The organism is Pseudomonas sp. JH-2 (assembly GCF_036231725.1).
Taxonomy (GTDB): domain Bacteria; phylum Pseudomonadota; class Gammaproteobacteria; order Pseudomonadales; family Pseudomonadaceae; genus Pseudomonas; species Pseudomonas delhiensis.
In genome coordinates this window covers 252,925-275,231 of record NZ_JAZAQP010000001.1, presented here as the reverse complement: position 1 = coordinate 275,231, position 22,307 = coordinate 252,925, and the positions used below count along the sequence as shown (strand labels likewise).

Below are 22,307 nucleotides of genomic sequence, written 5' to 3'. Positions count from 1 at the left end.
GAGCCCGGCAATTGCCTGAAAGCCCCGGATCGCGCTACGGCGGAAAAACCGCGGACACCATGCGCAAGCACTAGAATGACAAGAAAGCGGAGGCAGCCCCATGCTTTTGGCTTCGACTTACAAAGACAGCGCTGTCTCCCCACCGAGGTGCGATATGCTCCCCCCCATCCACGCCCTGCTCGTCATGGGTGTCTCCGGCTGCGGGAAGACCAGCGTCAGCCAGGCGCTGTGCCGCGCCAGCGGCGCCCACGAGATCGAGGGCGACACCTTCCACCCGGCCGAGAACATCCGCAAGATGAGCGCCGGCATCCCCCTGACCGACGACGACCGCGCCGGCTGGCTGGCCACCCTGGCCGAGCTGCTGAGCCAGGCCGTGGCCGCCGGCCAGCGCCCGGTGCTGACCTGCTCGGCGCTCAAGCTGGCCTACCGCGAACGCCTGCGCCAGGCCGTGCCGGGCCTGGGCGTGGTGTTCCTCGAACTGCCCCGCGACGAAGCCGCACGCCGCGTCGCCGAGCGCCCCGGGCACTTCATGCCGGCGACCCTGGTGGACAGCCAGTTCGCCGCCCTGGAGCCGCCCCACGACGAACCCCTGACCCTCGCCGTGGATGCCACCCTGCCGGTGGAACGCATCGTCGAACAGGCCCTGGCCTGGTGGCGCGCCCACGAGCCGGCCTGAGCAAGTTCTTTGCCGCGCGCTGAAGACAGCGCTATCCCAAAACGCCCGTAAAAACAACGACAAGGGAGCCCCGCCATGTTCGGTCTGTCCCACGACACCTACCTGCTGCTGGATGCGCTGGTCACCATCATCGGCCTGATCCTGCTGATCACCCGCTTCAAGATCCACCCCTTCCTCGCCCTGATCATCGCCGCCGGCTTCCTCGGCCTGACCTCGGGCATGCCCGTGGCGCAGATCGTCAAGGCCTTCCAGGACGGCTTCGGCGGGGTGCTCGGCTTCGTCGGCATCATCCTCGCCCTGGGCACCATGCTCGGCAAGATGATGGCAGAGTCCGGCGGCGCCGATCAGATCGCCCGCACCCTGATCGACGCCTTCGGCGAGCGCCGGGTGCACTGGGCGATGATGCTGGCGGCCTTCCTGGTGGGCATCCCGCTGTTCTTCGAGATCGGCTTCATCCTGCTGATCCCGCTGGTGTTCATCGTCGCCCGGCGCAGCGGCGTGTCGCTGATCAAGATCGGCATCCCGCTGCTGGCCGGCCTGTCCGCCGTGCACGGCCTGGTGCCGCCGCACCCGGGCCCGCTGCTGGCCATCGGCGTGTTCGGCGCCGACATCGGCAAGACCATCCTCTACGGCCTGATCGTCGCCCTGCCCACCGCGGCCATCGCCGGCCCGCTGTTCGGCGCCTGGATCGCCCGGGTGATCCCCGGCAGCCCCTCCGAGGAGCTGGTGGCGCAGATCGCCCACGAGCCGGAGACCGGCAACCTGCCCAGCTTCGGCATCACCCTGCTGACCGTGCTGCTGCCGGTGTTCCTGATGCTGCTGAAGACCTTCGCCGACGTGCTGCTGCCCGACGGCCACGCCTTCCGCGCCTGGATGGACATGATCGGCCACCCCATCACCGCCCTGCTCCTGGCGCTGCTGCTGGCCCTGTACACCTTCGGCTACGCCCGCGGCTTCGGCTCGCAGAAGATCCTCAAGCTGCTCGACCAGAGCCTGGCGCCCACCGCGGCCATCGTGATGATCATCGGCGCCGGCGGCGGCTTCAAGCAGATGCTGGTGGCCAGCGGCGTGGGCGACGTGATCGGCCACCTGGCCGTGCAGGCGCAGATCTCGCCGATCCTGCTGGCCTGGCTGGTGGCCGCGGTGATCCGCATCGCCACCGGCTCGGCCACGGTCGCCACCATCACCGGCGCCGGCATCGTGGTGCCGGTGGTGGGGATGATCCCCGGGGTGAACCGCGAGCTGCTGGTGCTGGCCACCGGCGCCGGCTCGCTGATCCTCTCCCACGTCAACGACGCCGGGTTCTGGCTGGTCAAGCAGTACTTCAACATGAGCGTCGCCGAGACCTTCAAGACCTGGACGGCCATGGAGACCATCCTCTCCGTGGTCGGCCTGGTGTTCATCCTGCTGCTTTCGCTGGTGGTCTGAGGACCACCGGCTTCCCCCGTGAAAGGAGTACCGCCGATGTCCGCCACGCAACCCCAGCCCAACCCCCGCCCCGCCGAACCGCGCGACTGGCCGCGCGACTTCGACGTGCGCGAGCGCTACGCCGAGCAGCAGGAGCTGCTCGGCGCGCCCCTGGCGCCGCTGCGACCGAACGTCCCCGCCCGCTGAAAAGCCCTTTACCGGGCCTGCCGACATGTGCAAGCTGAAACGATTCACCTTCAGCGCGACACACTGGAACCCCACTTCGGGCGCCCGGCCCTTGACCACCGGGCGCCCCACCCTGAGGGAGGAACCATGAGCCACAACCTCGACACCCTGTTCCCCGCCATCGACGACATCCCCGAGACCTGGCGCCCCGACGCGCCGGTGGAGCAGCGCGACTACCTGGTGAACGGCGAGCTGCGCCGCTGGGACGGCCCGCTGGCGCCGGTGCGCAGTCCGATCTTCCTGAAGACCGCCGAAGGCGAACGGCAGGTGATCCTCGGCAGCACCCCGCTGCTGGACGCCGAGGCCGCGCTGGGCGCCCTCGACGCCGCGGTGGCCGCCTACGACAACGGCCAGGGCCTGTGGCCCAACCTGCGGGTGGCCGAGCGCATCCAGCACGTGGAGACCTTCCTGGCGCGCATGCGCGAGCAGCGCGAGGCGGTGGTGCGCCTGCTGATGTGGGAGATCGGCAAGAACCTCAAGGATTCGGAGAAGGAATTCGACCGCACCTGCGACTACATCGTCGACACCATAGACGCGCTCAAGGAACTGGACCGCCGCTCCAGCCGCTTCGAGCTGGAACAGGGCACCCTCGGCCAGATCCGCCGCGTGCCGCTGGGCGTGGCGCTGTGCATGGGGCCCTACAACTACCCGCTGAACGAGACCTTCACCACCCTGATCCCGGCGCTGATCATGGGCAACACCGTGGTGTTCAAGCCGGCCAAGTTCGGCGTGCTGCTGGTGCGCCCGCTGCTGGAGGCCTTCCGCGACAGCTTCCCGCCGGGGGTGATCAACATCATCTACGGCCGCGGCCGCGAGACCGTCTCGGCGCTGATGGCCAGCGGCAAGGTGGACGTGTTCGCCTTCATCGGCACCCACAAGGGCGCCGCCGACCTCAAGCGCCTGCACCCGCGCCCGCACCGCCTGCGCGCGGCCCTGGGCCTGGACGCGAAGAACCCCGGCATCGTGCTGCCGCAGGTGGACCTGGACAACGCCGTGGAGGAAGCCATCACCGGCGCCCTGTCGTTCAACGGCCAGCGCTGCACCGCGCTGAAGATCCTGTTCGTCCACGACAGCGTGCTGCAGGGCTTCCTCGACAAGTTCAGCGCGCGCCTGGCCCAACTCAAGCCGGGCATGCCCTGGGAGCCGGGCGTGACGCTGACGCCGCTGCCCGAGCCGGGCAAGGTGGACTACCTCGACGGCCTGCTGCAGGACGCCCTGGCCAAGGGCGCCAAGGTGATCAACGCCGGCGGCGGCGAGTCCCGCGAGAGCTTCTTCTACCCGGCCCTGCTCAGCCCGGTGACGGCGCAGATGCGCCTGTACCACGAGGAGCAGTTCGGCCCGCTGGTGCCGGTGGTGCCCTACCGCGAGCTTGAGGAAGTGATCGACTACGTGCTGCAGTCCGACTACGGCCAGCAGTTGAGCCTGTTCGGCGACGACCCCGAGCAGGTCGGCCGGCTGGTGGACGCCTTCGCCAACCAGGTCGGCCGCATCAACCTCAATGCCCAGTGCCAGCGCGGCCCGGACACCTACCCGTTCAACGGCCGCAAGAACTCCGCCGAGGGCACCCTGTCGGTGCACGACGCGCTGCGCACCTTCTCCATCCGCACCCTGGTGGCGACGCGCTTCAATGCCGCCAACAAGGCGCTGATCAGCGAGATCATCCAGGGCCGCGAGTCGAACTTCCTGACCACCGACTACATCTTCTGAAGCCAGGCAGGCGCCGTCAGATGCGGATCAAGCCATCCACCGGCGGCGGCGCCTGCTCCTTCAGCTCCTCCACCTGCAGCGCATAGGGGCGGCGCAGGCGCAGGCGCTCGGCATCGCAGAGCAGCGGGCCCTGGTCGTCCTCAAGGCCGAAGGGATCGTCGCGCAGCACGCCGCTGATGCGCCCCTGGCGGAACAGCTCGCGGATCGCCAGCAGGTTGTTCTCGCGCTGGCCGCTCAGCTCGGCGAGCGAGCGCGGCTGGCTTTCGGACAGCTGGCACAGCACCGACACCAGCAGCGCCTGCGAAGGTCTAGGCCCCATGGAAGCTCCCCTGTGCAGCCATGAAAACGGTCCTGGCACTATGCGGACGAATTCTTAAAGAATCCTTATCCGGCCGTCTCCATGGCCACCGTTCGTGTCAATCCAGACCGTTGTCGCGGTCCTGCTCCAGGCGCGCCAGGCGCTCCTCCAGGGCGGCCACGCGGGCTTCCAGCTCGAGGATGCGCGCCTCGTCCTGCACGCTGTGCTCGCCGCGCGGCGCCGAGGCGCCACGGCTGCTGGCGGCGATGGCGGCCTCGCGGTCGGCGGCGCTGCCCAGCAGGTGCATGTAGCGGTCCTCGCGCTGGCCGCTCTGGCGTTCCAGCTGCATGGCGAAACCGCGCGCGGCCAGGCGTTCCAACTGGTGGCGGACTTCCTCGGTGTCGTCGAAGTCGTGCATGCGCATGCTGCGGGTGAGCAGTTCGTTGAGCGTCTGCGGGCCGCGCAGGAACAGCAGGCCGAGCAGCACCCACTGCGGCTTGACCAGTTCCAGCGCCTTGTCCAGGCGCTGCTCCCAGCGGTCGGCGCGGCTGCCCATCACCAGGCGCACCATCTCCAGGCCCTCCAGGCGGCGCAGGGCCTGGCCGACCTGGCCGGGGTTGAGGTCCATCACCGGCTCGCGGCTGGTCTTCTGGTTGCAGGCGGTGACCAGGGCGTTGAGGGTCAGCGGGTAGGCTTCCGGGGTGGTCAGCTGCTTCTCGATCAGGCTGCCGAGCACGCGGATGTCCACCGCGCCGAGGGGCTCGCGCTCGGGCAGGCTTGTGGCTTCGTCGTTCATGTCGTTTCCAGAGATCGCTTGGAGGGCACTAGCCTAGCCGCCCACGGCGGCTTTGGCACCCTCCGCGGCGTCGCGCCTCACGCCGGGCCGGTCCACAGGCGGCTGGCCGGCAGCGAGTCGCAGGCGACCATTGGCACTGGCGAGCGCTTAAGATATGGTCTCATATGTATTATTCGGCTCGACCACCCGGCAGCCACCCACACCACAACAACGAGCAGGAGCAACCAAGCCATGACCCAAACGACCCGAGCCGACTGGGAAGCCCGCGCCAGCCAACTGCGCATCGAAGGCCGCGCCTTCATCGATGGCCAGTACCTCGACGCCGCCGACGGCGCCACCTTCGACTGCCTGAGCCCGGTGGACGGGCGCCTGCTGGCCAAGGTCGCCAGCTGCGACGCCGCCGACGCCGAGCGCGCCGTGCAGAGCGCCCGCGCCGCCTTCGAATCCGGCGCGTGGTCGCAGCAGGCGCCGGCCGCGCGCAAGGCCGTGCTGGTGCGCTTCGCCGAGCTGCTGGAAGCGCACGCCGAGGAACTGGCCCTGCTGGAAACCCTGGACATGGGCAAGCCCATCGGCGACTCGCTGAACGTCGACCTGCCCGGCGCGGTGGACAGCATCCGCTGGAGCGGCGAGGCCATCGACAAGGTCTACGACGAGGTCGCCGCCACCCCCCGCGACCAACTGGGCCTGGTCACCCGCGAGGCGGTGGGCGTGGTCGCCGCCATCGTGCCGTGGAACTTCCCGCTGATGATGGCCAGCTGGAAACTCGGCCCGGCCCTGGCCACCGGCAACTCGGTGATCCTCAAGCCCTCCGAGCGCTCGCCGCTGACCGCCATCCGCATCGCCCAGCTGGCGCTGGACGCCGGCCTGCCCAAGGGCGTGCTCAACGTGCTGCCGGGCTACGGCCATACCGTGGGCAAGGCCCTGGCCCTGCACATGGACGTGGATACCGTGGTGTTCACCGGCTCGACCAAGATCGCCAAGCAACTGCTGGTCTACGCCGGCGAGTCGAACATGAAGCGCGTGTGGCTGGAGGCCGGCGGCAAGAGCCCGAACATCGTCTTCGGCGATGCCCCGGACCTGCAGGCCGCCGCCGAAGCCGCCGCCGCGGCCATCGCCTTCAACCAGGGCGAAGTGTGCACCGCGGGCTCGCGCCTGCTGGTGGAGAAGTCCATCAAGGCGCAGTTCGTGCCCCTGGTGGTGCAAGCCCTGAAAGGCTGGAAGGCCGGCCACCCGCTGGACCCGCAGACCAACGTCGGCGCCCTGGTGGACGGCCGCCAGCTGGAGCAGGTGCTGGGCTACATCGAGGCCGGCAAGGCCGAGGGCGCCCGCCTGCTCACCGGCGGCCAGCGCGTGCTGGAGGAAACCGGCGGCACCTACGTGGAGCCGACGCTGTTCGACGGCGTGAGCAACGCCATGAAGATCGCCCGCGAGGAAATCTTCGGCCCGGTGCTCTCGGTGATCGAGTTCGAAGGCGCCGAGGAAGCCATCCGCATCGCCAACGACACCCCGTATGGCCTGGGCGCGGCAGTGTGGACCCGCGACATCTCCAAGGCCCACCAGACCGCCCGCGCCCTGCGCGCCGGCAGCGTGTGGGTGAACCAGTACGACGGCGGCGACATGACCGCGCCCTTCGGCGGCTTCAAGCAGTCGGGCAACGGCCGCGACAAGTCGCTGCACGCCTTCGACAAGTACACCGAGCTGAAGGCGACCTGGATCAAGCTCTGACTGTCCCCGCGCCGGCGTCTTTCGTAGGAGCGAGCTTGCTCGCGAACAGGACGCCCGGCTGACTCCACAACCACCCCCGCTACCCAACGGCTCCCTCTCCCGCTTGTGGGGGAGGGCTAGGGAGGGGGAGCGGAGTCAAGTCATGCTCCGGAGTGTCGTCGGAGTCCGTCACCCTCTCCCCAGCCCTCTCCCTGAAGGGAGAGGGGGCCGTTCGGCGTGAAGCGAAGCCAAGCAGTCATCCTGCCCGCTCCCGCTCTCGTAGGAGCGAGCTTGCTCGCGAACAGGACACCCGGCTGACTCCACAACCACCCGTTCTGCCCAACGGTCCCCTCTCCCGCTTGCGGGGGAGGGTTAGGGAGGGGGAGCGGAGTCAAGCCATGCTCCGGAGTGTCGTCGGAGTCCGTCACCCTCTCCCCAGCCCTCTCCCTGAAGGGAGAGGGGGCCGTTCGGCGTGAAGCGAAGCCAAGCAGTCATCCTGCCCGCTCCCGCTCTCGTAGGAGCGAGCTTGCTCGCGAACAGGACACCCGGCTGACTCCACAACCACCCGTTCTGCCCAACGGTCCCCTCTCCCGCTTGCGGGGGAGGGTTAGGGAGGGGGGAGCGGGGCCAGCCCCATACACCGCAGCCGCCGGCAAACGCCCTTCGCGAACAAGCTCGCTCCTACGAAACCCGTGAGCCGCCCCACTCACAACCGCCCAAGAAAGTCCCCCAGCAACGCCCGGCAATTCCCCTTGTTCACCCCCTCCCGCTCGGCGATCTCCGCGCGGATCCGCTCCGGCAGGTCGCCTGCCTCGGCCATGAAGCGCCGGCCTTCCTCGCTGCGCCGCCAGTAGGCGATCCAGGTGTCGAACATCGCCGTGTCGATCTCCGGGTGGAACTGCACGCCCAGGCTGCGGCCGTGGCGGTAGGCCTGGGCCGCCAGCTCGGTGCTGCCCACCAGGGTGGCGCCCGGCGGCGGGGTGAAGGCGTCGAAATGGAAGTTCAGCCAGGGGCCGCGCAGGACCTGGTCCGCCGGCGCGGTCTCGATCGGCGTCCAGCCGATCTCGGCCTGGCGGTTGCGATACACCTCGCCGCCAAGGGCGCGGGCCAGCAGCTGGCTGCCGAAGCAGATGCCCAGGGTCGGCACGCCATGGGCCTGCACGGCCTTCAGCCAGGCCAGCTCGCCACCCAGCCAGGGCACGCGATGGTCGTAGGCCGACTCGGGGCTGCCCAGCACCAGCAGCAGTTCCAGGCTGTCCGGCGGCGGCAGGAAGTCCTCCACGCAGCGCAGCTCCAGGTCGATGCCCTGCTCGGCGAACAGCTCCGGCAGGCAGCCGGCGACGTCGGCGGCGTCGTGCAGCACGGCGATGGCACGGGATGGTTTCATGGTGTTTCCTCCTTAAAAGATTCCAAAACAGATTTTTTATTTCACCCATCCGCAGCGCTGAAGCCCGCATGAAACCTGGACTCTCGCTTTCGCGAGCAGCCAAGGCCCACTCAAAAGACAACGGAAAGGCGAAAAAAGCCTGTTGAAAACTATGAAACCATATTTTAAATTCAAATCCATCCCCCGCCGCCCACCGACGGCGGATGGCGGCGCCGCCCGGCATCGCCCATCACAACAACAGCGCACCGCCCACTGGCGGCAAGCGCCAGAACGGAGGTGTCCGAATGACCACCAGCGCCCCTACCCGCCTCGATGACGCGCCCTACCTGGATGTCAGCGACCCGGCCTTTTCCATCCGCTCCCGGGCGGTGATGGAGGCCCGCGAGAAGAGCTGGTTCGCCCGCACGCCCTACGGCATCGCCGTGCTGCGCTACGACGAGGTGAACAAGCTGCTGCGCGACCAGCGCCTGCGCCAGGGCAGCTACGCCTGGCCCGCGCACAACAACGCCACCGGCAGTTTCGCCGACTGGTGGATGCGCATGCTGCTGAGCAAGGAAGGCGCCGACCATTCGCGCCTGCGCCGCCTGGCCAACCCGGCCTTCGCGCCCAAGCTGGTGAAGCAGATGATGCCGGACTTCCAGCGCCTGGCCGGCGACCTGATCGCCCGGTTCGAAGGGCGCGGCGAATGCGAGTTCGTCAGCGAGTTCGCCGAGCCCTACGCCACCCAGGTGATCTGCCTGCTGCTCGGCCTGCCGATCAGCGAGTGGAAGGGTCTGGCCGAGCTGGCGGTGGAGATGGGCCTGGCCCTGGGCGTGACCTTCAAGCGCGACGAAGCGCGCATCAACGCCGCCACCGACAAGCTCTTCGGCTATGCCCGCCAGGCGGTGGAGGCGCTCAAGCGCAACGGCCTGGGCGAGGACTTCCTCAGCAGCCTGGTGCGCGCCAACGAAGAGGACAAGAACGCCCTCAGCGACCAGGAGCTGTACGACATGATCGTCCTGGCGATCTTCGGCGGCATCGACACCACCCGCAACCAGCTCAGCCTGGCCATGGACACCTTCCTGCAGCACCCCGCGCAATGGGAGCTGCTGGGCAACGACCCCGAGCTGGCCCGCGCCGCCGTGGAAGAAGTGATGCGCGTGCGCCCGACCGTCACCTGGGTCACCCGCGAGGCGCTGGAGGACTTCGAGTACCAGGGCCTGCACATCGCCAAGGGCACCACCCTGCACCTGTTCAGCCAGTCCGCCGGCAGCGACCCGCACGCCTTCGAGGACGCCAGCTTCGACATCACCGCCAAGCGCCTGCCGCACTTCGGCTTCGGCGCCGGCGCGCACCACTGCATTGGCCACTTCATCGCCCGCGGCGACATGACCGCGGCCCTGGCCCTGCTCGCCCAGCACCTGAAGAACCCGGCGCCCAACGGCGAGGCCGAATGGCTGCCGGACAGCGGCAACACCGGCGCCACCCGCCTGCCGATCCGCTTCGACGCGGTGCGCGGCGAATGAACGCGCCCAGCGTCGCCATAGTCGGCAGCGGGCCCTCGGCCTGCTACCTGGCCCAGGCCCTGCGCAAGCACTGGGCGGACGCGCAGATCGTGCTGGTCGAGCGCCTGCCCGTGCCCTTCGGCCTGGTGCGCTACGGCGTGGCGCCGGACCACCAGGGCACCAAGGCGGTGTGCCGGCAGTTCGAGCGGCTGTTCGAGCGCGAGGGCGTGGCCTTCCTCGGCAACCTGGAAGTGGGCCGCGACCTGTCGCTGGAGCAACTGCGCGAAGCCTTCGACCTGGTGGTGCTCGCCACCGGCCTGTACGGCGACCGCCGCCTGGGCATCCCCGGCGACGGGCTGGCTGGCGTCTACGGCTCCGGCCGCGTCACCCGCCTGTTCAACGGCCACCCGGACGAACAGGGCTTCGCCCCGGCGTTCGGCCGCCGCGTGGCCATCGTCGGCAACGGCAACGTGGCCATCGACGTGCTGCGCCTGCTGGCCAAGTCGGCCGGGGACTTCGCCGGCTCCGACATCGCCGACGCCCCGCTGCAGGCGCTGCTGGCCGAAGGCGTGGAACGCATCGACATCGTCGGCCGCTCGCCGGCCGACCAGGCCCGCTTCGACCCGGTGATGCTGCGCGAACTGGGCAAGCTGGCCGGGGTGCGCATCCGCATCGAGGACCTGCCGCCGGAGCCCAGCCCGGGCGCCGACGCCGCCGGGCAGGCGCGCCTGGACGTGCTGCGCGCGCTGGCCGCGCAGGCGCAGCCGGCAACGGGCCGCGAACTGGTGTTCCGCTTCGGCTGGACGCCCCGCGCCATCGACGGCAGCGGGCGCATCGAGGCCCTGCAGCTGCGCCACGCCGATGGCCGCGAGCTGCGCCTGGAAGTGGACAGCCTGGTCAGCGCCATCGGCTTCGAGGAAGCGGCCGATGGCCTGCTGCACCGCGATGCCCTGCTGGGCGCCAGCGCCGACCTCGAGCGCGGCCGCCTGGACGAAGGCCTCTACTGCGTCGGCTGGCTGCGCCGCGGCCCGCGCGGGACCATCCCGGAGAACCGCCAGGACGCCCGCCTCGTCGCCGAAGCCATGTTCGCCGACCAGCAGGCCGCACCGCGCAGCGGCCGCCCCGGCCTCGCCGCCCTGCCCGCCGGGCTGCGCGAACGCGGCGTCGGCTACGCCCAGTGGCAGCGCATCGACCACGCCGAGACCCGGGCCGCCGCCGACGGCCGCGTGCGCCGCAAGATCACCGACCGCGCCGGCATGCTCGCCATCGCCCGCAGCCCCCAGGAGAACCCCGCATGAACATCCTCATCCTCTTCGGCACCGAGACCGGTAACGCCGAGATGGTCGCCGACGACCTCGCCGACGCCCTGGGCGCCGACTACACCACCCAGGTCCGCGACATGGCCGCCTTCGACCCGGCCGAACTGGATGCCGGCGACTTCCACGTCATCGTCTGCTCCACCTACGGCGACGGCGAGCTGCCCAACAGCGCCCAGCCCTTCCACGCCGCGCTGCAGGCCCGGCGCCCGGACCTGGCGGGCCTGCGCTTCGCCACCTTCGGCCTGGGCGACAGCTTCTACGAGACCTTCAACCGCGGCAGCCGGATCATCGCCGACACCCTGGTGGAGCTGGGCGCCACGGCGGTGGGCGAGCACGGCCAGCACGACGCCTCCAGCGGCGAGCTGCCCGGCGACGCCGCCCTGGCCTGGGCCAAGACCCTGCTCGGGCAGATCTGAGGAGAACGCCATGCGCCTATGCATCATCGAGAACGGCCTGGTCCCCGAGGAACTGCAGGACAGCTTCGGCAACTACCCGGCGATGATCGAAAGCTGGCTGGCGCCGGCGCTGCCCGAGGCGGACTTCACCTATGTCTCGGCGGTGCGCGGCGAGGCCCTGCCCGAGGCCACGGCCTTCGACGGCTACCTGCTGACCGGCTCGCGCCACAGCTGCTACGAGCACAGCCCCTGGATGCTGCAGCTGGTGGCCCTGCTACGGCGCCTGCGCAGCCTGCGCCGGCCGGTGTTCGGCATCTGCTTCGGGCACCAGATCATGGCCGACGCCTACGAGGGCCGCACCACCCGTGCCGAGGTCGGCTGGGGCGTCGGCGCCCAGGCCTACCGCTATGCCGCCGAAGGCCTGGAGGATGCCGCCACCCTGGTGTTCCACCAGGACCAGGTCAGCAGCCTGCCGCCACAGGCGCGCGTGGCCGGCGGCTCCGCCCATTGCCCGCACGGGGTGCTGGAATACGCCTTCCCGGCGCGCTCGGTGCAGTTCCACCCGGAGTTCACCGTGGACTACCTGGCCGCCCTGCTCGACCGCTACGGCAATGGCCTGCTGCCGGCGGACGTCACCGCCCGGGCCTGGGAATCGCTGCAGCGGCTGACCCCGGACAACCGGCAGGTCGCCCGCTGGGCCGCCGCCTTCTTCCGCGAACACACCCGAGCGGTCTGTTCCCCATTCATCCCCTAGCCCGGAACCTGGCAGAGAGGTCGCGTTCTTCGCTTAAAAACATATAAACACAGTTTACAAATCTAAATTCATCCGCCATCGCAGCGTGCCTTGCCTGCCGCTGCCCGAGGAGAACCCCGAAATGACAGCGCTCGATCTACACAAGGAATACAACACCAGCTCCGCCGTCGCCCAGGACCTCGCCGCGCGCATCCGCGACGCCGGCGTGGAGTACCTGTACTACCAGGTGGTCACCCTCAGCGGCCGCGTGCTGGCCAAGGTGGTGCCGGCCAAGCACCTGCTGCGCAACCTGGAGAAGGGCGTGCAGTTCCACCGCACCGCGCTCTCCGACCTGCAGAGCACCCGCGCCGGCGTGCTGCTCGGCGGCGGCGCCCAGGCCGCCGAGTTCACCGCCATCCCCGACGTGAGCAGCTTCAACGTGCTGCCCTGGGACAAGTCCATCGGCAGCTTCTTCTGCCGCCTGTACGAGCCCGACCACCGCCAGGAAGTCGCCGGCCAGGTGCTGGCCACCGACGCCCGCGGCCTGCTGATCGACAGCCACAAGGCCTTCACCGCCGACACCGGGCTGAGCCTGAAGACCGGCTGCGAGCCGGAGATGACCTGGTTCGGCGACAAGCTGGAGGTCAAGGTGCGCCCCGGCGCCAGCCCGGCCTACCACCTGGGCAACCTGGAGACCATGCGGCCGATCTTCCAGCGCGTGATGCAGTATGCCGGGGCCATGGGCCTGGACATGATCGAGGGCGACTACGAGGACCCGGGCCAGCTGGAGCTGAACTGGATGTTCGACGACTGCCACCTCACCGCCGACCGCCTGGTGACCTACCGCCTGATCTGCCGCCAGGTGGCCAACGAGTTCGGCGTGCGCGCCAGCTTCATGCCCAAGCCCACCACCGGCAGCATGGGCAGCGGCTGCCACCACAACTTCAGCCTCTGGCGCGGCGAGCAGAACGTGCTGGCCGAAGCCGGCCGCCGCGAACTGCACCTGACCGACACCGGCCGCCACGCCCTCGGCGGCCTGCTGGCCCACGCCCCGGGCTCGATGCTGGTGATGGCCTCCACGGTGAACTCCTACAAGCGCTTCTGGGACGCCGGCCTGTTCGCCCCCAACCGCCTGAACTGGGGCATGGACAACAAGACCTGCACCGTGCGCCTGTCGGCCAACGGCCGCCTGGAATACAAGCTGCCCGACGCCAGCGTGAACCCCTACCTGTCGCACACCCTGCTGCTGGCCGGCATCCGCGACGGCCTGGCCAACCGCACCGACCCGGGCACCCCGGACAACAGCGACAGCATCCCCGCCGCCCGCGAGAACGTGCGCATGCCGATGACCCTCGGCGAAGCCGTGCAGGCCTTCGACGAAGACGCCGTGGTGCGCGGCGCGCTGCCGCCGGCGATGGCCGAGCTGTACCGCGACCTGAAGGCCGACGAGTGGGCGCGCTACTGCTCGGTGGTCACCGAGTGGGAAGCCAAGATGTACATGGACTACCTGCCATGAGCGGCGTATTGCGCGTTCTCTGCGCCGACCTGCCGGCCCCGCCGCTGTTCCACAAGGACGCCGAGGGCTACCGCCACGGCTACGAGTCCGACGTCGCCCGCGCCCTGGCCGCGCGCCTGGGCCGCGAGGCCAAGTTCGTCTACCGCAACTGGGCGGACTTCTACCCGGCGCTGCAGGCCGGCGACGGCGACCTGCTGCTGTGCGGCCAGGGCATCTCCAACTACCGCCTGACCCTCGCCGACTTCACCGCGCCCTACGCGGTGTTCGACGAGGCGGTGATGGTGCTGCGCGGCAGCCTGGTGCGCAGCCCGGCGGACCTGGTCGGGAAGAAGGTCGGGGCGATTGCCAACAGCCTCAACATGGCCCTGGCGGAAACCTTCGAAGGCTGCATCACCGTGCCCTTCGGCGGCGACACCGACGACGTGCTCGGCGACATGGTCCAGGCCCTGCGCGACGGCCGCATCGACGCCCTGGTGGACGACGACGTGGCGCTGGTGCCGCTGGCCGAGGAGCCTGACCTGGCCATCGGCTTCAGCGTGCCCACCCACAATCGCTGGGGCATCGCCGTGAAGCGCGGCCAGGGGCAGTGGCTGGACGAGGTGGACAGCGCCCTGGCGGCGCTGAAGGCCGACGGCGAGCTGCAACGCATCTGGCAGCGCTGGATGCCGAGCCTCGCCTATCCCTTCTGAAACATACCGCGGCAAACGGCCGCCCCGTGGGGCGGCCGCTTTCTACATTGAACTCTGAGTATGAGGTTATACTGCGCCAGCCCTTCACCCCTTCCGGCCCTTACAGGAGTTCTGGCTCCGGCGCGCCCTCCACGCCGCGGCCGTACCGCAGCATGAATGGATCCTCACCCACCGCTCCCGGCCCGTTCATCCGCCTGCGCCAGGAAGGCCGCACCGAAGAGGTCGTGCGCCGGCTGATGGACGCCATCGACCTCGGCCTGTTCGCCGAGGGCCAGCAACTGCCCAGCGAGACCGAGCTGGCCATGCAGTTCGGCGTCGCCACCGTGACCCTGCGCGAAGCCCTGGCCTACCTGCGCCAGCGCGGCGTCATCGAGACCCGCCGCGGGCGCAACGGCGGCAGCTTCATCCGCGCCATCGAGGAAATCCCCGCCGAGATCGTCTTGAGCCGCCTCGACGAGCTGAGCACCATCGACCTGCGCGACCTCTGCGACGAACACATCGCCATTTCCGGCACCGCCGCGCGCCTGGCCGCCCGGCGCGCCTCCCGCGAGCACCACCAGCACCTGGCGCAGTACATCGAAGCCCTGGGCAAGGCCGCCACCCGCCACGAACGCCGCCGCGCCGACGCGCGCTTCCACATCGAGATCGCCGTGGCCTCGCAGTCGGTGCGCCTCACCCACGCGGAAATCCGCCTGCAGGCGGAGATCGGCGAACTGCTCTGGCTGCCGGTGCCCGGCGCCCCCAGTGTGGAAACCATCCAGCAGGAACACACGGCGATCCGCGAGGCGATAGTCGCCGGCGACCCGAACCTGGCCGGCGCCATGGTCGAGGCCCACGTCAACCGCGGCATCAAGCGCCTGATCGACATGAAGCTGGAGCTGCTGGCCCAGGAAGAGCCCTAGCCACCCCAACGGCGTTCCCCATACCTGTAGGGCGCATAACGCCTACGGCGTTATGCGCCGCAGCCCCGGGCACCGGTGCATCGGCCGACGGCGGATAACCGCGAACGGTTATGCGCCCTACGCCCCCCCGGGCATTCCCTTGTAGAAGCAGACCTTGTCCGCGATAGCCGGGACCTCCGGCGCGATTCGCGGATGAGATCCGCTCCTACAGGCCACCACGTATCGCTTCGCTCAACCCATCCTACGCGGCTGCCCCAGGCACCGGTGCATCGGCCGACGGCGGATAACCGCGAACGGTTATGCGCCCTACGCCCCCCGGGCATTCCCTTGTAGGAGCGGACCTTGTCCGCGATAGCCGGGACCTCCGCGCGATTCGCGGATGAGATCCGCTCCTACGCCCCCCCTTGTAGGAGCGCGCCCTGCGCGCGAATCGCGGGCGGGGCCCGCGTGAGGCAGGGCGAACATTCTTCACCGCCATGCCCCCGCGAACGACCAGTTGGCACAGCCCTTGCCCTCATTTTCACCCACAAACCTCTGCTTTAGGATTTTTACCCTCGGCAGGGGCCGGTCCTCCCCCATACAAGCAAGCTATAACAAGAGGCACAGGCCATGGCGTGCGCGCTACGCAACGACGAACTCAATGAATGCGCCCAGCGCATAGACGTATCGATCGGTAACATCTTTGCCCAGATCGACACCCTGGCCAACGCCATCGACAGCATCTGGCGCGATGCCGACGGCAGGCCCGTCGACTCCGCCGACCTGGCCAGCCTGCGGCCGCTGATCGAAGGCTGCCTGACGCAGCCCGGCGCCTGCCTGCAGGGCTGTGGCGTGGTGCTGCAGCCGGGCGTGCTGCGCGACCAGGAAATGTACCTGGAGTGGCGCCAGCTGGGCGCCGGCGGGCGCAGCGTGCCGCTGAGCCTGAACTTCAACCGGCGCAGCGAGAACTTCTACGACTACTGCGCCATGCCCTGGTTCGCCATCCCCCGCGACAGCGGGCGCAGCAGCGTGGTCGGCCCCTACGTCGACCTCTACGGCCAGGACATGTACATCCTCACCTTCTCCCGCCCGCTGCTGCTGGAAGGGCGCTTCCTCGGCGTGGCCGCCGCGGACATCGCGCTGAACCGCTTCGAGCGGGTGGTCACCGCCAAGCTCATGCGCCTGGAGCACGAGGCGCTGATCCTCAGCGGCGAGGGCCGGGTGGTGGCGGCCAACACCGCCAACTTCATCGCCGGCGAGATAGCCAGCCTGGGGCTGGCCACCGACGCCCGCTGCCAGCGCGCCAACCTGGCCGAGCAGTCCGCGCACTGGACCCTGGTGCAGTTGCCGGAGAAGCGCCACCGCGCGGCCTGAGCCCCCGGCGGTGCTCCTTATGGGAGCAGTGCGGCGTTACTCCGCCCCATTTTCGTCCCCCGCCAGGGCGCTGAACTGCCCTGGCGGCCCCGTCACCCAGGTCATAGCGCCCAGGAGCCCACCGCTCTAGCTCCAGCCTTCCCACCTTCCAGAGAAGAGAGCGCAATAAAACATTTTAAATCATATGTAATATGGCATAGGCTGTGCTTGCTCCACGCAGGCGGCCGCCGCTGTTACCCCGGCCCGGCCGCCCCGGTTTTCACCGCTGCTGCCACGCGCCGTGGGCAGCGGGCTCCCAGTCCCGATCCATCTGTTCAATGCCGACGTGCATAGCCATACAGGAACAATAACGATGAACAGTCCGATCCAACCCGGTCTCGCCCCGGTCGACCGCGACGCGGAACAGCTCCGCGCGCTGGGCTATTCCTCCAACTTCGAACGCAGCATGAGCCTGTGGCAGAACTTCGCCCTGGGCTTCACCTACCTTTCGCCGGTGGTCGGCGTGTACAGCATCTTCGGCCTGTGCCTGGCCGCGGGCGGGCCGCCGATGTTCTGGTCGTACCTGCTGGTGGGCCTGGGGCAGATGCTGGTGTGCCTGATCTTCTGCGAGGTGGTCTCGCAGTTCCCGATCTCCGGCGGCGTGTACCCCTGGGCCCGGCGCCTGGTGGGCAAGCGCTGGGCCTGGATGGTCGGCTGGATCTACTCGGTGTCGCTGTGCGTGACCATCGCCGCGGTGGCCCTGGGCGCCGGCCCCTACGTCGCCACGCTGCTCGGCTTCGAGGCGGACCCGGCGACCAACACCCTGATCGGCCTGGGCCTGACCCTGGTCGCCACCCTGCTCAACCTCAGCGGCACCAAGCTGCTGGCGCGGGTGGCCATGTTCGGCTTCCTCTGCGAACTGATCGGCGCCATCGTCATCGGCGGCTACCTGCTGGTCTTCGAACGCCACCAGCCGATCTCGGTGCTGTTCAACACCTTCGACATCCGCATCGACGGCGCCTACTGGCCGGCGTTCCTCACCGCCTCCCTGGCCGGCATGTTCCTCTACTACGGCTTCGAGGCCTGCGGCGACGTCGCCGAGGAAACCCCGAACCCCAGCCGGCGCATTCCCAAGGCCATGCGCATGACCATCTGGATCGGCGGTGGCGCCTCGATGTTCGCCGCCCTGGCGCTGATCCTCGCGGTGCCGGACATAGGCGCGGTGATCTCCGGCGCCGACAAGGACCCGATGACCACCATCTTCGACGGCGCCTTCGGCCCGCTCGGCGCGCGCCTGGTGATGCTGGTGATCCTGGTGTCCTTCGTCTCCTGCGTGCTCAGCCTGCAGGCCGCCGCCAGCCGCCTGCTGTACTCCTATGCCCGTGACGAGATGGTCATGGGCAGCCGCCTGCTGCAGCGACTGTCGCCCAACACCCACGTGCCCACCGCCGCCCTGGTGGTATGCGGGGTGATCCCCTCGATCATCGTGTGCATCGGCTTCTACCTGCAGAACGCCATCGGCACCGTGGTCAGCTTCGCCGCCATCGGCATCTACCTGGCCTTCCAGATGATCGTCGGCGCCGCCCTGTTCGCCCGCCTGCGCGGCTGGAAGCCCAGCGGCGCCTTCACCCTGGGCAAGTGGGGCTGGCCGGTGAACATCGCCGCCCAGGCCTACGGCCTGCTGGCGATCATCAACATGTCCTGGCCGCGCACGCCGGACGCGCCCTGGTACATCAACTACGGGATCATCCTGGTGGGCGCCATCGTGATCGCCGTGGGGCTGGTGTACATGACGGTGTTCAAGCCCTACGACAAGGGCACTGCGCCGGCCGGGGATGCGTGGAAACTGGCGCGGCACTAAGGCTGGATAGTTGAAGGAGAGCGCCCGGTGAATGCCGGGCGTTTCTTTTTGAGGAGGGTGAGGAGCTGAAGAGCGCCCTCTCCCCAGCCCTCTCCCTGAAGGGAGAGGGGGCTTGTCCGTGCCGAGAGGAAGCTTGGTTTCAGCCGGCAGTCACAGTGCTAGCCGGCTGACTCCAGAACATCAGCATCTGCCCAACGGTCCCCTCTCCCTTCAGGGAGAGGGTTAGGGAGAGGGAGCGGAGCCCATCCAACGCACCTACGCCAAAGGTAAACACCCTTCGCGAGCAAGCTCGCGCCTACAAGAGCAGCGACGTAGGGCGCATAACGCCTACAGCGTTATCCGCCGTTGTCCCCGAGCACCGGTGTTCCGGCCGGGCGGCGGATAACCGCGAACGGTTATTCGCCCTACGGTGCGGCGCCGGTGATCGCCTCGAACCCCTGGCGGATCTGCTCCTCCGGCAGGTTGTCGCCGATGAACACGATCACGCTCTCGCGCGCGTCCTCGCCCCAGGGCGTGTCCCAGTCGAAGCCGTACAGGCGCAGCACGCCCTGGAACACCAGGCGGCGTTCCTCGCCCGCGATGTTCAGCACGCCCTTGTAGCGCAGCAGCGAGTTGCCGTGCCATTGCAGCAGGTCGTCCATGAACTCGCTCAGGCGCTCGATGCTCAGCGCCTTGTCGCTGCGCAGCACCAGGGTGCGGATGCGGTCGTCGCTGGCCGTCACCGGGCGCAGCGGCTGCAGCGGACGCAGGCCGACGTCGGCGTTGAGGTTGAAGCCGCGCACGTCGAGCAGGCGCTCGAGGTCGATCACCCCGTGGTCCACCGGGTGCAGCTCGGCGCGGCGGTTGATGCGCTGCAGGCGCTCGGCCAGGGCCTGGTACTGCTCGGCGCTGACCAGGTCGCGCTTGCTCACCAGGATGCGGTCGCCGAAGCCGACCTGGGCCTGGGCGATGGCTTCCTGCAGGTGACGGTCGGCGTTGGCGGCGTCCACCAGGGTGATGATGCCATCGAGCAGGTAGCGCTCGCGCAGCGTCTCGTCGACGAAGAAGGTCTGCGCCACCGGCGCCGGGTCGGCCAGGCCCGTGCATTCGATCACCAGGCGGTCGAAGGCGATCTCGCCGCTGTCGCGCTGCTCCAGCAGCAGGTACAGCGAACGCTCCAGGTCGTTGTTGATGGTGCAGCAGACGCAGCCGTTGGACAGCGTCACGACTTGCGCCGGGGCATCGCCCAGCAGCTGGCCGTCGATGGGGGTGTCGCTGAATTCGTTCTCGATCACCGCGATCTTCAGGCCGTGCTCGGCCTGCAGGATGTGGCGCAGCAGGGTGGTCTTGCCGGCGCCGAGGAAGCCGGTGAGCACGGTCACCGGGATCTGCGCGGGTTGTTGGGAATCACTCATGGGCAGGTTCCAGGCAGGAATGAAAACGGGCCGCCCGCAGGCGGCCCGTCCGTTTATACACCCATCCGCGGCTTCAGCAGCAACGGATCGGCCGCCCCTTGCCGCCGCCGTAGCGTGCCTCCTGGCGTTCGCGGAAGAATTCCTCGTAGCTCATCACCGGCTTGTCCGGGTGCTTGTTGCGCATGTGCTCGACATAGGTGTCGTAGTCGGGCATGCCCACCAGCATCCTGGCGGCCTGCCCGAGGTACTTGCCCATGCGGCTGAGGTCATTGAACACGTGTCACCTCCTGCCTCAGGCCTCGGGAATGGGCTGGAACGGCGCTTCCTTGTCGGTGCGCTCCTTCTTGGTCCAGGCCTTGGCGCCGACCTTGATGGAATACACCAGCACGCTGAACACCACCAGCAGGAACAGCACGGTGAGGCCGGCGTTGATGTAGGCGTTGAGCATCACGGTCTTGACCTGGGCGAGGTCCTTGGCCGGGGCCAGGACCTGGCCGGCGTCCAGCGCCGCGCCGTACTTCTGCGCCAGGGCGACGAAGCCCACCGCCGGGTTGCCGTCGAAGATCTTGATCAGGCCCGCGGCGCTGGTGCAGATCAGCAGCCAGGCCGCCGGCAGCGCGGTGACCCAGACGTACTGCTGGCGCTTCATCTTGATCAGCACCACGGTGGCGAGCATCAGGGCGATGCCGGCGAGCATCTGGTTGGAGATGCCGAACAGCGGCCACAGGGTGTTGATGCCGCCCAGCGGGTCGACCACGCCCTGGTACAGCAGCCAGCCCCACAGCGCCACGCAGCCGCCGGTGCCGACGATGTTGGCGCCCCAGGAGTCGGTCTTCTTCAGCGCCGGGACGAAGTTGCCCAGCAGGTCCTGCAGCATGAAGCGCCCGGCGCGGGTGCCGGCGTCCACCGCGGTGAGGATGAACAGCGCCTCGAAGAGGATCGCGAAGTGGTACCAGAAGGCCATGGTGTTTTCGCCCGGCAGCACCTGGTGGAGGATGTGGGCGATGCCCACGGCCAGGGTCGGGGCGCCACCGGCGCGGGCCAGGATGGTGGTTTCACCGATGTCCTGGGCGGTCTGGGTGAGCATTTCCGGGGTGACGGCGAAGCCCCAGCTGCTGACGGTCGCGGCCACCGCGGCGACGTCGGTGCCGACCACCGCCGGCGGGCTGTTCATGGCGAAGTAGATGCCCGGCTCGATCACCGAGGCGGCGACCATGGCCATGATCGCCACGAAGGATTCCATCAGCATGCCGCCATAGCCGATGTAGCGGGCGTCGGGCTCGCGGTTGAGCAGCTTGGGCGTGGTGCCCGAGGAGATCAGCGCGTGGAAGCCGGACACGGCGCCACAGGCGATGGTGATGAACAGGAAGGGGAACAGGCTGCCCTTCCACACCGGGCCGGTGCCGTCGGTGAACTGGGTCAGGGCCGGCATCTTCAGCTCCGGCATGACGATCAGGATGCCGATGGCCAGCGCGACAATGGTGCCGATCTTCAGGAAGGTCGACAGGTAGTCGCGCGGGGCCAGCAGCAGCCACACCGGCAGTACCGAGGCGATGGCGCCGTAGCCGATCAGCATCCAGACGATCTGCACCCCGTGGAAGGTGAACACCGGCGCCCACTCGGGGCTGGCCGCGACCTGCCCGCCGAGCCAGATGGAGCCCAGCAGCAGGGCCACGCCGACCACCGAGATCTCGCCGATGCGGCCCGGGCGGATGTAGCGCATGTACACGCCCATGAGGATCGCGATCGGGATGGTGGCCATCACCGTGAACATGCCCCAGGGGCTTTCCGCCAGGGCTTTCACCACGATCAGCGCGAGCACCGCGAGGATGATGATCATGATCAGGAAGGCGCCGAACAGGGCGATGGTCCCCGCCACCTGCCCCATTTCCTCGCGCACCAGTTCACCCAGCGAGCGCCCGTTGCGGCGGCTGGAGATGAACAGGATCATGAAGTCCTGCACCGCGCCGGCCAGGACCACCCCGGCGATCAGCCAGAGGGTGCCGGGCAGGTAGCCCATCTGCGCGGCGAGCACCGGGCCCACCAGCGGGCCGGCGCCGGCGATGGCGGCGAAGTGGTGACCGAAGAGGATGTGCTTGTTGGTCGGGACGTAGTCCAAGCCGTCGTTGTGGAGCACCGCGGGGGTGGCTCGGTTGGGGTCCAGTTGCATCACCTTGTCGGCGATGAACAGGCTGTAGTAGCGGTAGGCGACCAGGTAGATGGCGACCGCCGCTACCACGATCCACAAGGCATTGATGGCTTCGCCGCGGCGAAGGGCCACGACTCCTAAGGCACATGCTCCGACTATCGCCACGATCGCCCAGGCGATGTGACGTAGCAGGCTGTTGTTATTGTTCATGGCGATGCTTCCGACTGTTGAAGGGCGAGAATTCGCAGGAAAAATTCTAGTCCTTTCCGGCGAGTCATTTATACGACCTTAGTCTAGAGCCGTTGCAACGAT

The 22,307-nt window shown here is 68.8% G+C and carries 20 protein-coding genes; 14 read left to right on the top strand and 6 right to left on the bottom strand.

From position 1 onward, the window contains the following. Positions 1-154: 154 nt before the first annotated feature. The 4 genes from VV867_RS01245 (at position 155) to VV867_RS01230 (ending at position 4,036) form a co-directional block, all read left to right on the top strand. Positions 155-676, top strand: a complete 522-nt coding sequence (locus VV867_RS01245) for a gluconokinase (RefSeq protein ID WP_328565431.1) — start codon at positions 155-157, stop codon at positions 674-676. 75 nt (positions 677-751) lie between these two features. Next, positions 752-2,104, top strand: a complete 1,353-nt coding sequence (locus VV867_RS01240) for a GntP family permease (RefSeq protein WP_089390200.1) — start codon at positions 752-754, stop codon at positions 2,102-2,104. Positions 2,105-2,140: 36 nt separating this feature from the next. Next, entirely contained in the window at positions 2,141-2,290 is a 150-nt protein-coding gene (locus VV867_RS01235) for a hypothetical protein (protein WP_177412117.1), read from the top strand. A gap of 126 nt (positions 2,291-2,416) precedes the next feature. Then, entirely contained in the window at positions 2,417-4,036 is a 1,620-nt protein-coding gene (locus VV867_RS01230) for an NADP-dependent glyceraldehyde-3-phosphate dehydrogenase (protein ID WP_328565430.1), read from the top strand. Between the two features lie 16 nt (positions 4,037-4,052). Here VV867_RS01230 and VV867_RS01225 read toward each other — a convergent pair whose 3' ends face one another. Both VV867_RS01225 and VV867_RS01220 read right to left on the bottom strand, forming a co-directional pair. Next, positions 4,053-4,355: a hypothetical protein gene (locus VV867_RS01225; RefSeq protein ID WP_328565429.1), complete on the bottom strand. Its 303-nt coding sequence runs from the start codon at positions 4,353-4,355 to the stop codon at positions 4,053-4,055. A 97-nt stretch (positions 4,356-4,452) separates the two neighbouring features. Next, a complete protein-coding gene (locus VV867_RS01220; RefSeq protein WP_109936430.1) occupies positions 4,453-5,130 on the bottom strand; it encodes a YceH family protein in 678 nt (225 codons plus the stop codon). Positions 5,131-5,361: 231 nt separating this feature from the next. Here VV867_RS01220 and VV867_RS01215 point away from each other — a divergent pair, with 231 nt between their 5' ends. Continuing rightward, positions 5,362-6,855, top strand: a complete 1,494-nt coding sequence (locus VV867_RS01215; protein ID WP_328565428.1) for an aldehyde dehydrogenase — start codon at positions 5,362-5,364, stop codon at positions 6,853-6,855. A gap of 685 nt (positions 6,856-7,540) precedes the next feature. On the opposite strand, the gene VV867_RS01210 is transcribed toward VV867_RS01215, so the two are convergent. Next, a complete protein-coding gene (locus VV867_RS01210) occupies positions 7,541-8,221 on the bottom strand; it encodes a type 1 glutamine amidotransferase (RefSeq protein WP_328565427.1) in 681 nt (226 codons plus the stop codon). Positions 8,222-8,505: 284 nt separating this feature from the next. Between VV867_RS01210 and VV867_RS01205 the strand changes: the two genes are divergently transcribed. The 9 genes from VV867_RS01205 (at position 8,506) to VV867_RS01165 (ending at position 18,452) form a co-directional block, all read left to right on the top strand. Further along, positions 8,506-9,726 carry a cytochrome P450 gene (locus tag VV867_RS01205; RefSeq protein ID WP_109934015.1) on the top strand — a complete coding sequence of 407 codons (1,221 nt, stop codon included), beginning with the start codon at positions 8,506-8,508 and terminating at the stop codon, positions 9,724-9,726. Then, positions 9,723-11,003 carry an FAD-dependent oxidoreductase gene (locus tag VV867_RS01200; RefSeq protein ID WP_328565426.1) on the top strand — a complete coding sequence of 427 codons (1,281 nt, stop codon included), beginning with the start codon at positions 9,723-9,725 and terminating at the stop codon, positions 11,001-11,003. Before VV867_RS01205 ends, VV867_RS01200 begins: the two co-directional genes overlap by 4 nt. Continuing rightward, positions 11,000-11,440, top strand: coding sequence for a flavodoxin domain-containing protein (locus VV867_RS01195; protein WP_328565425.1), 441 nt, complete (start codon positions 11,000-11,002; stop codon positions 11,438-11,440). Before VV867_RS01200 ends, VV867_RS01195 begins: the two co-directional genes overlap by 4 nt. A gap of 10 nt (positions 11,441-11,450) precedes the next feature. After that, the gene (locus tag VV867_RS01190; protein WP_328565424.1) at positions 11,451-12,173 is read left to right on the top strand and encodes a glutamine amidotransferase-related protein; all 723 of its coding nucleotides are present in this window, start codon (positions 11,451-11,453) and stop codon (positions 12,171-12,173) included. A gap of 121 nt (positions 12,174-12,294) precedes the next feature. Then, positions 12,295-13,668: a glutamine synthetase family protein gene (locus tag VV867_RS01185; RefSeq protein ID WP_109934019.1), complete on the top strand. Its 1,374-nt coding sequence runs from the start codon at positions 12,295-12,297 to the stop codon at positions 13,666-13,668. After that, the gene (locus VV867_RS01180) at positions 13,665-14,357 is read left to right on the top strand and encodes a substrate-binding periplasmic protein (protein ID WP_328565423.1); all 693 of its coding nucleotides are present in this window, start codon (positions 13,665-13,667) and stop codon (positions 14,355-14,357) included. The genes VV867_RS01185 and VV867_RS01180 overlap by 4 nt, the downstream gene beginning before the upstream one ends. 152 nt (positions 14,358-14,509) lie before the next feature. Beyond that, positions 14,510-15,259, top strand: a complete 750-nt coding sequence (locus tag VV867_RS01175; protein WP_275628541.1) for a FadR/GntR family transcriptional regulator — start codon at positions 14,510-14,512, stop codon at positions 15,257-15,259. A gap of 609 nt (positions 15,260-15,868) precedes the next feature. Next, entirely contained in the window at positions 15,869-16,612 is a 744-nt protein-coding gene (locus tag VV867_RS01170) for a cache domain-containing protein (RefSeq protein ID WP_328565422.1), read from the top strand. Between the two features lie 352 nt (positions 16,613-16,964). Further along, a complete protein-coding gene (locus tag VV867_RS01165; RefSeq protein WP_109934023.1) occupies positions 16,965-18,452 on the top strand; it encodes an APC family permease in 1,488 nt (495 codons plus the stop codon). Between the two features lie 404 nt (positions 18,453-18,856). Here VV867_RS01165 and yjiA read toward each other — a convergent pair whose 3' ends face one another. The 3 genes from yjiA to VV867_RS01150 form a co-directional block, all read right to left on the bottom strand. After that, positions 18,857-19,846, bottom strand: coding sequence for a GTPase (gene yjiA, locus VV867_RS01160; RefSeq protein WP_275628540.1), 990 nt, complete (start codon positions 19,844-19,846; stop codon positions 18,857-18,859). A gap of 73 nt (positions 19,847-19,919) precedes the next feature. Beyond that, positions 19,920-20,123 (bottom strand): YbdD/YjiX family protein, encoded by a 204-nt coding sequence (locus VV867_RS01155; RefSeq protein WP_089390183.1) that lies wholly within the window; start codon positions 20,121-20,123, stop codon positions 19,920-19,922. 15 nt (positions 20,124-20,138) lie between these two features. Then, a complete protein-coding gene (locus VV867_RS01150; protein ID WP_328565421.1) occupies positions 20,139-22,205 on the bottom strand; it encodes a carbon starvation CstA family protein in 2,067 nt (688 codons plus the stop codon). Positions 22,206-22,307 lie beyond the last annotated feature (102 nt).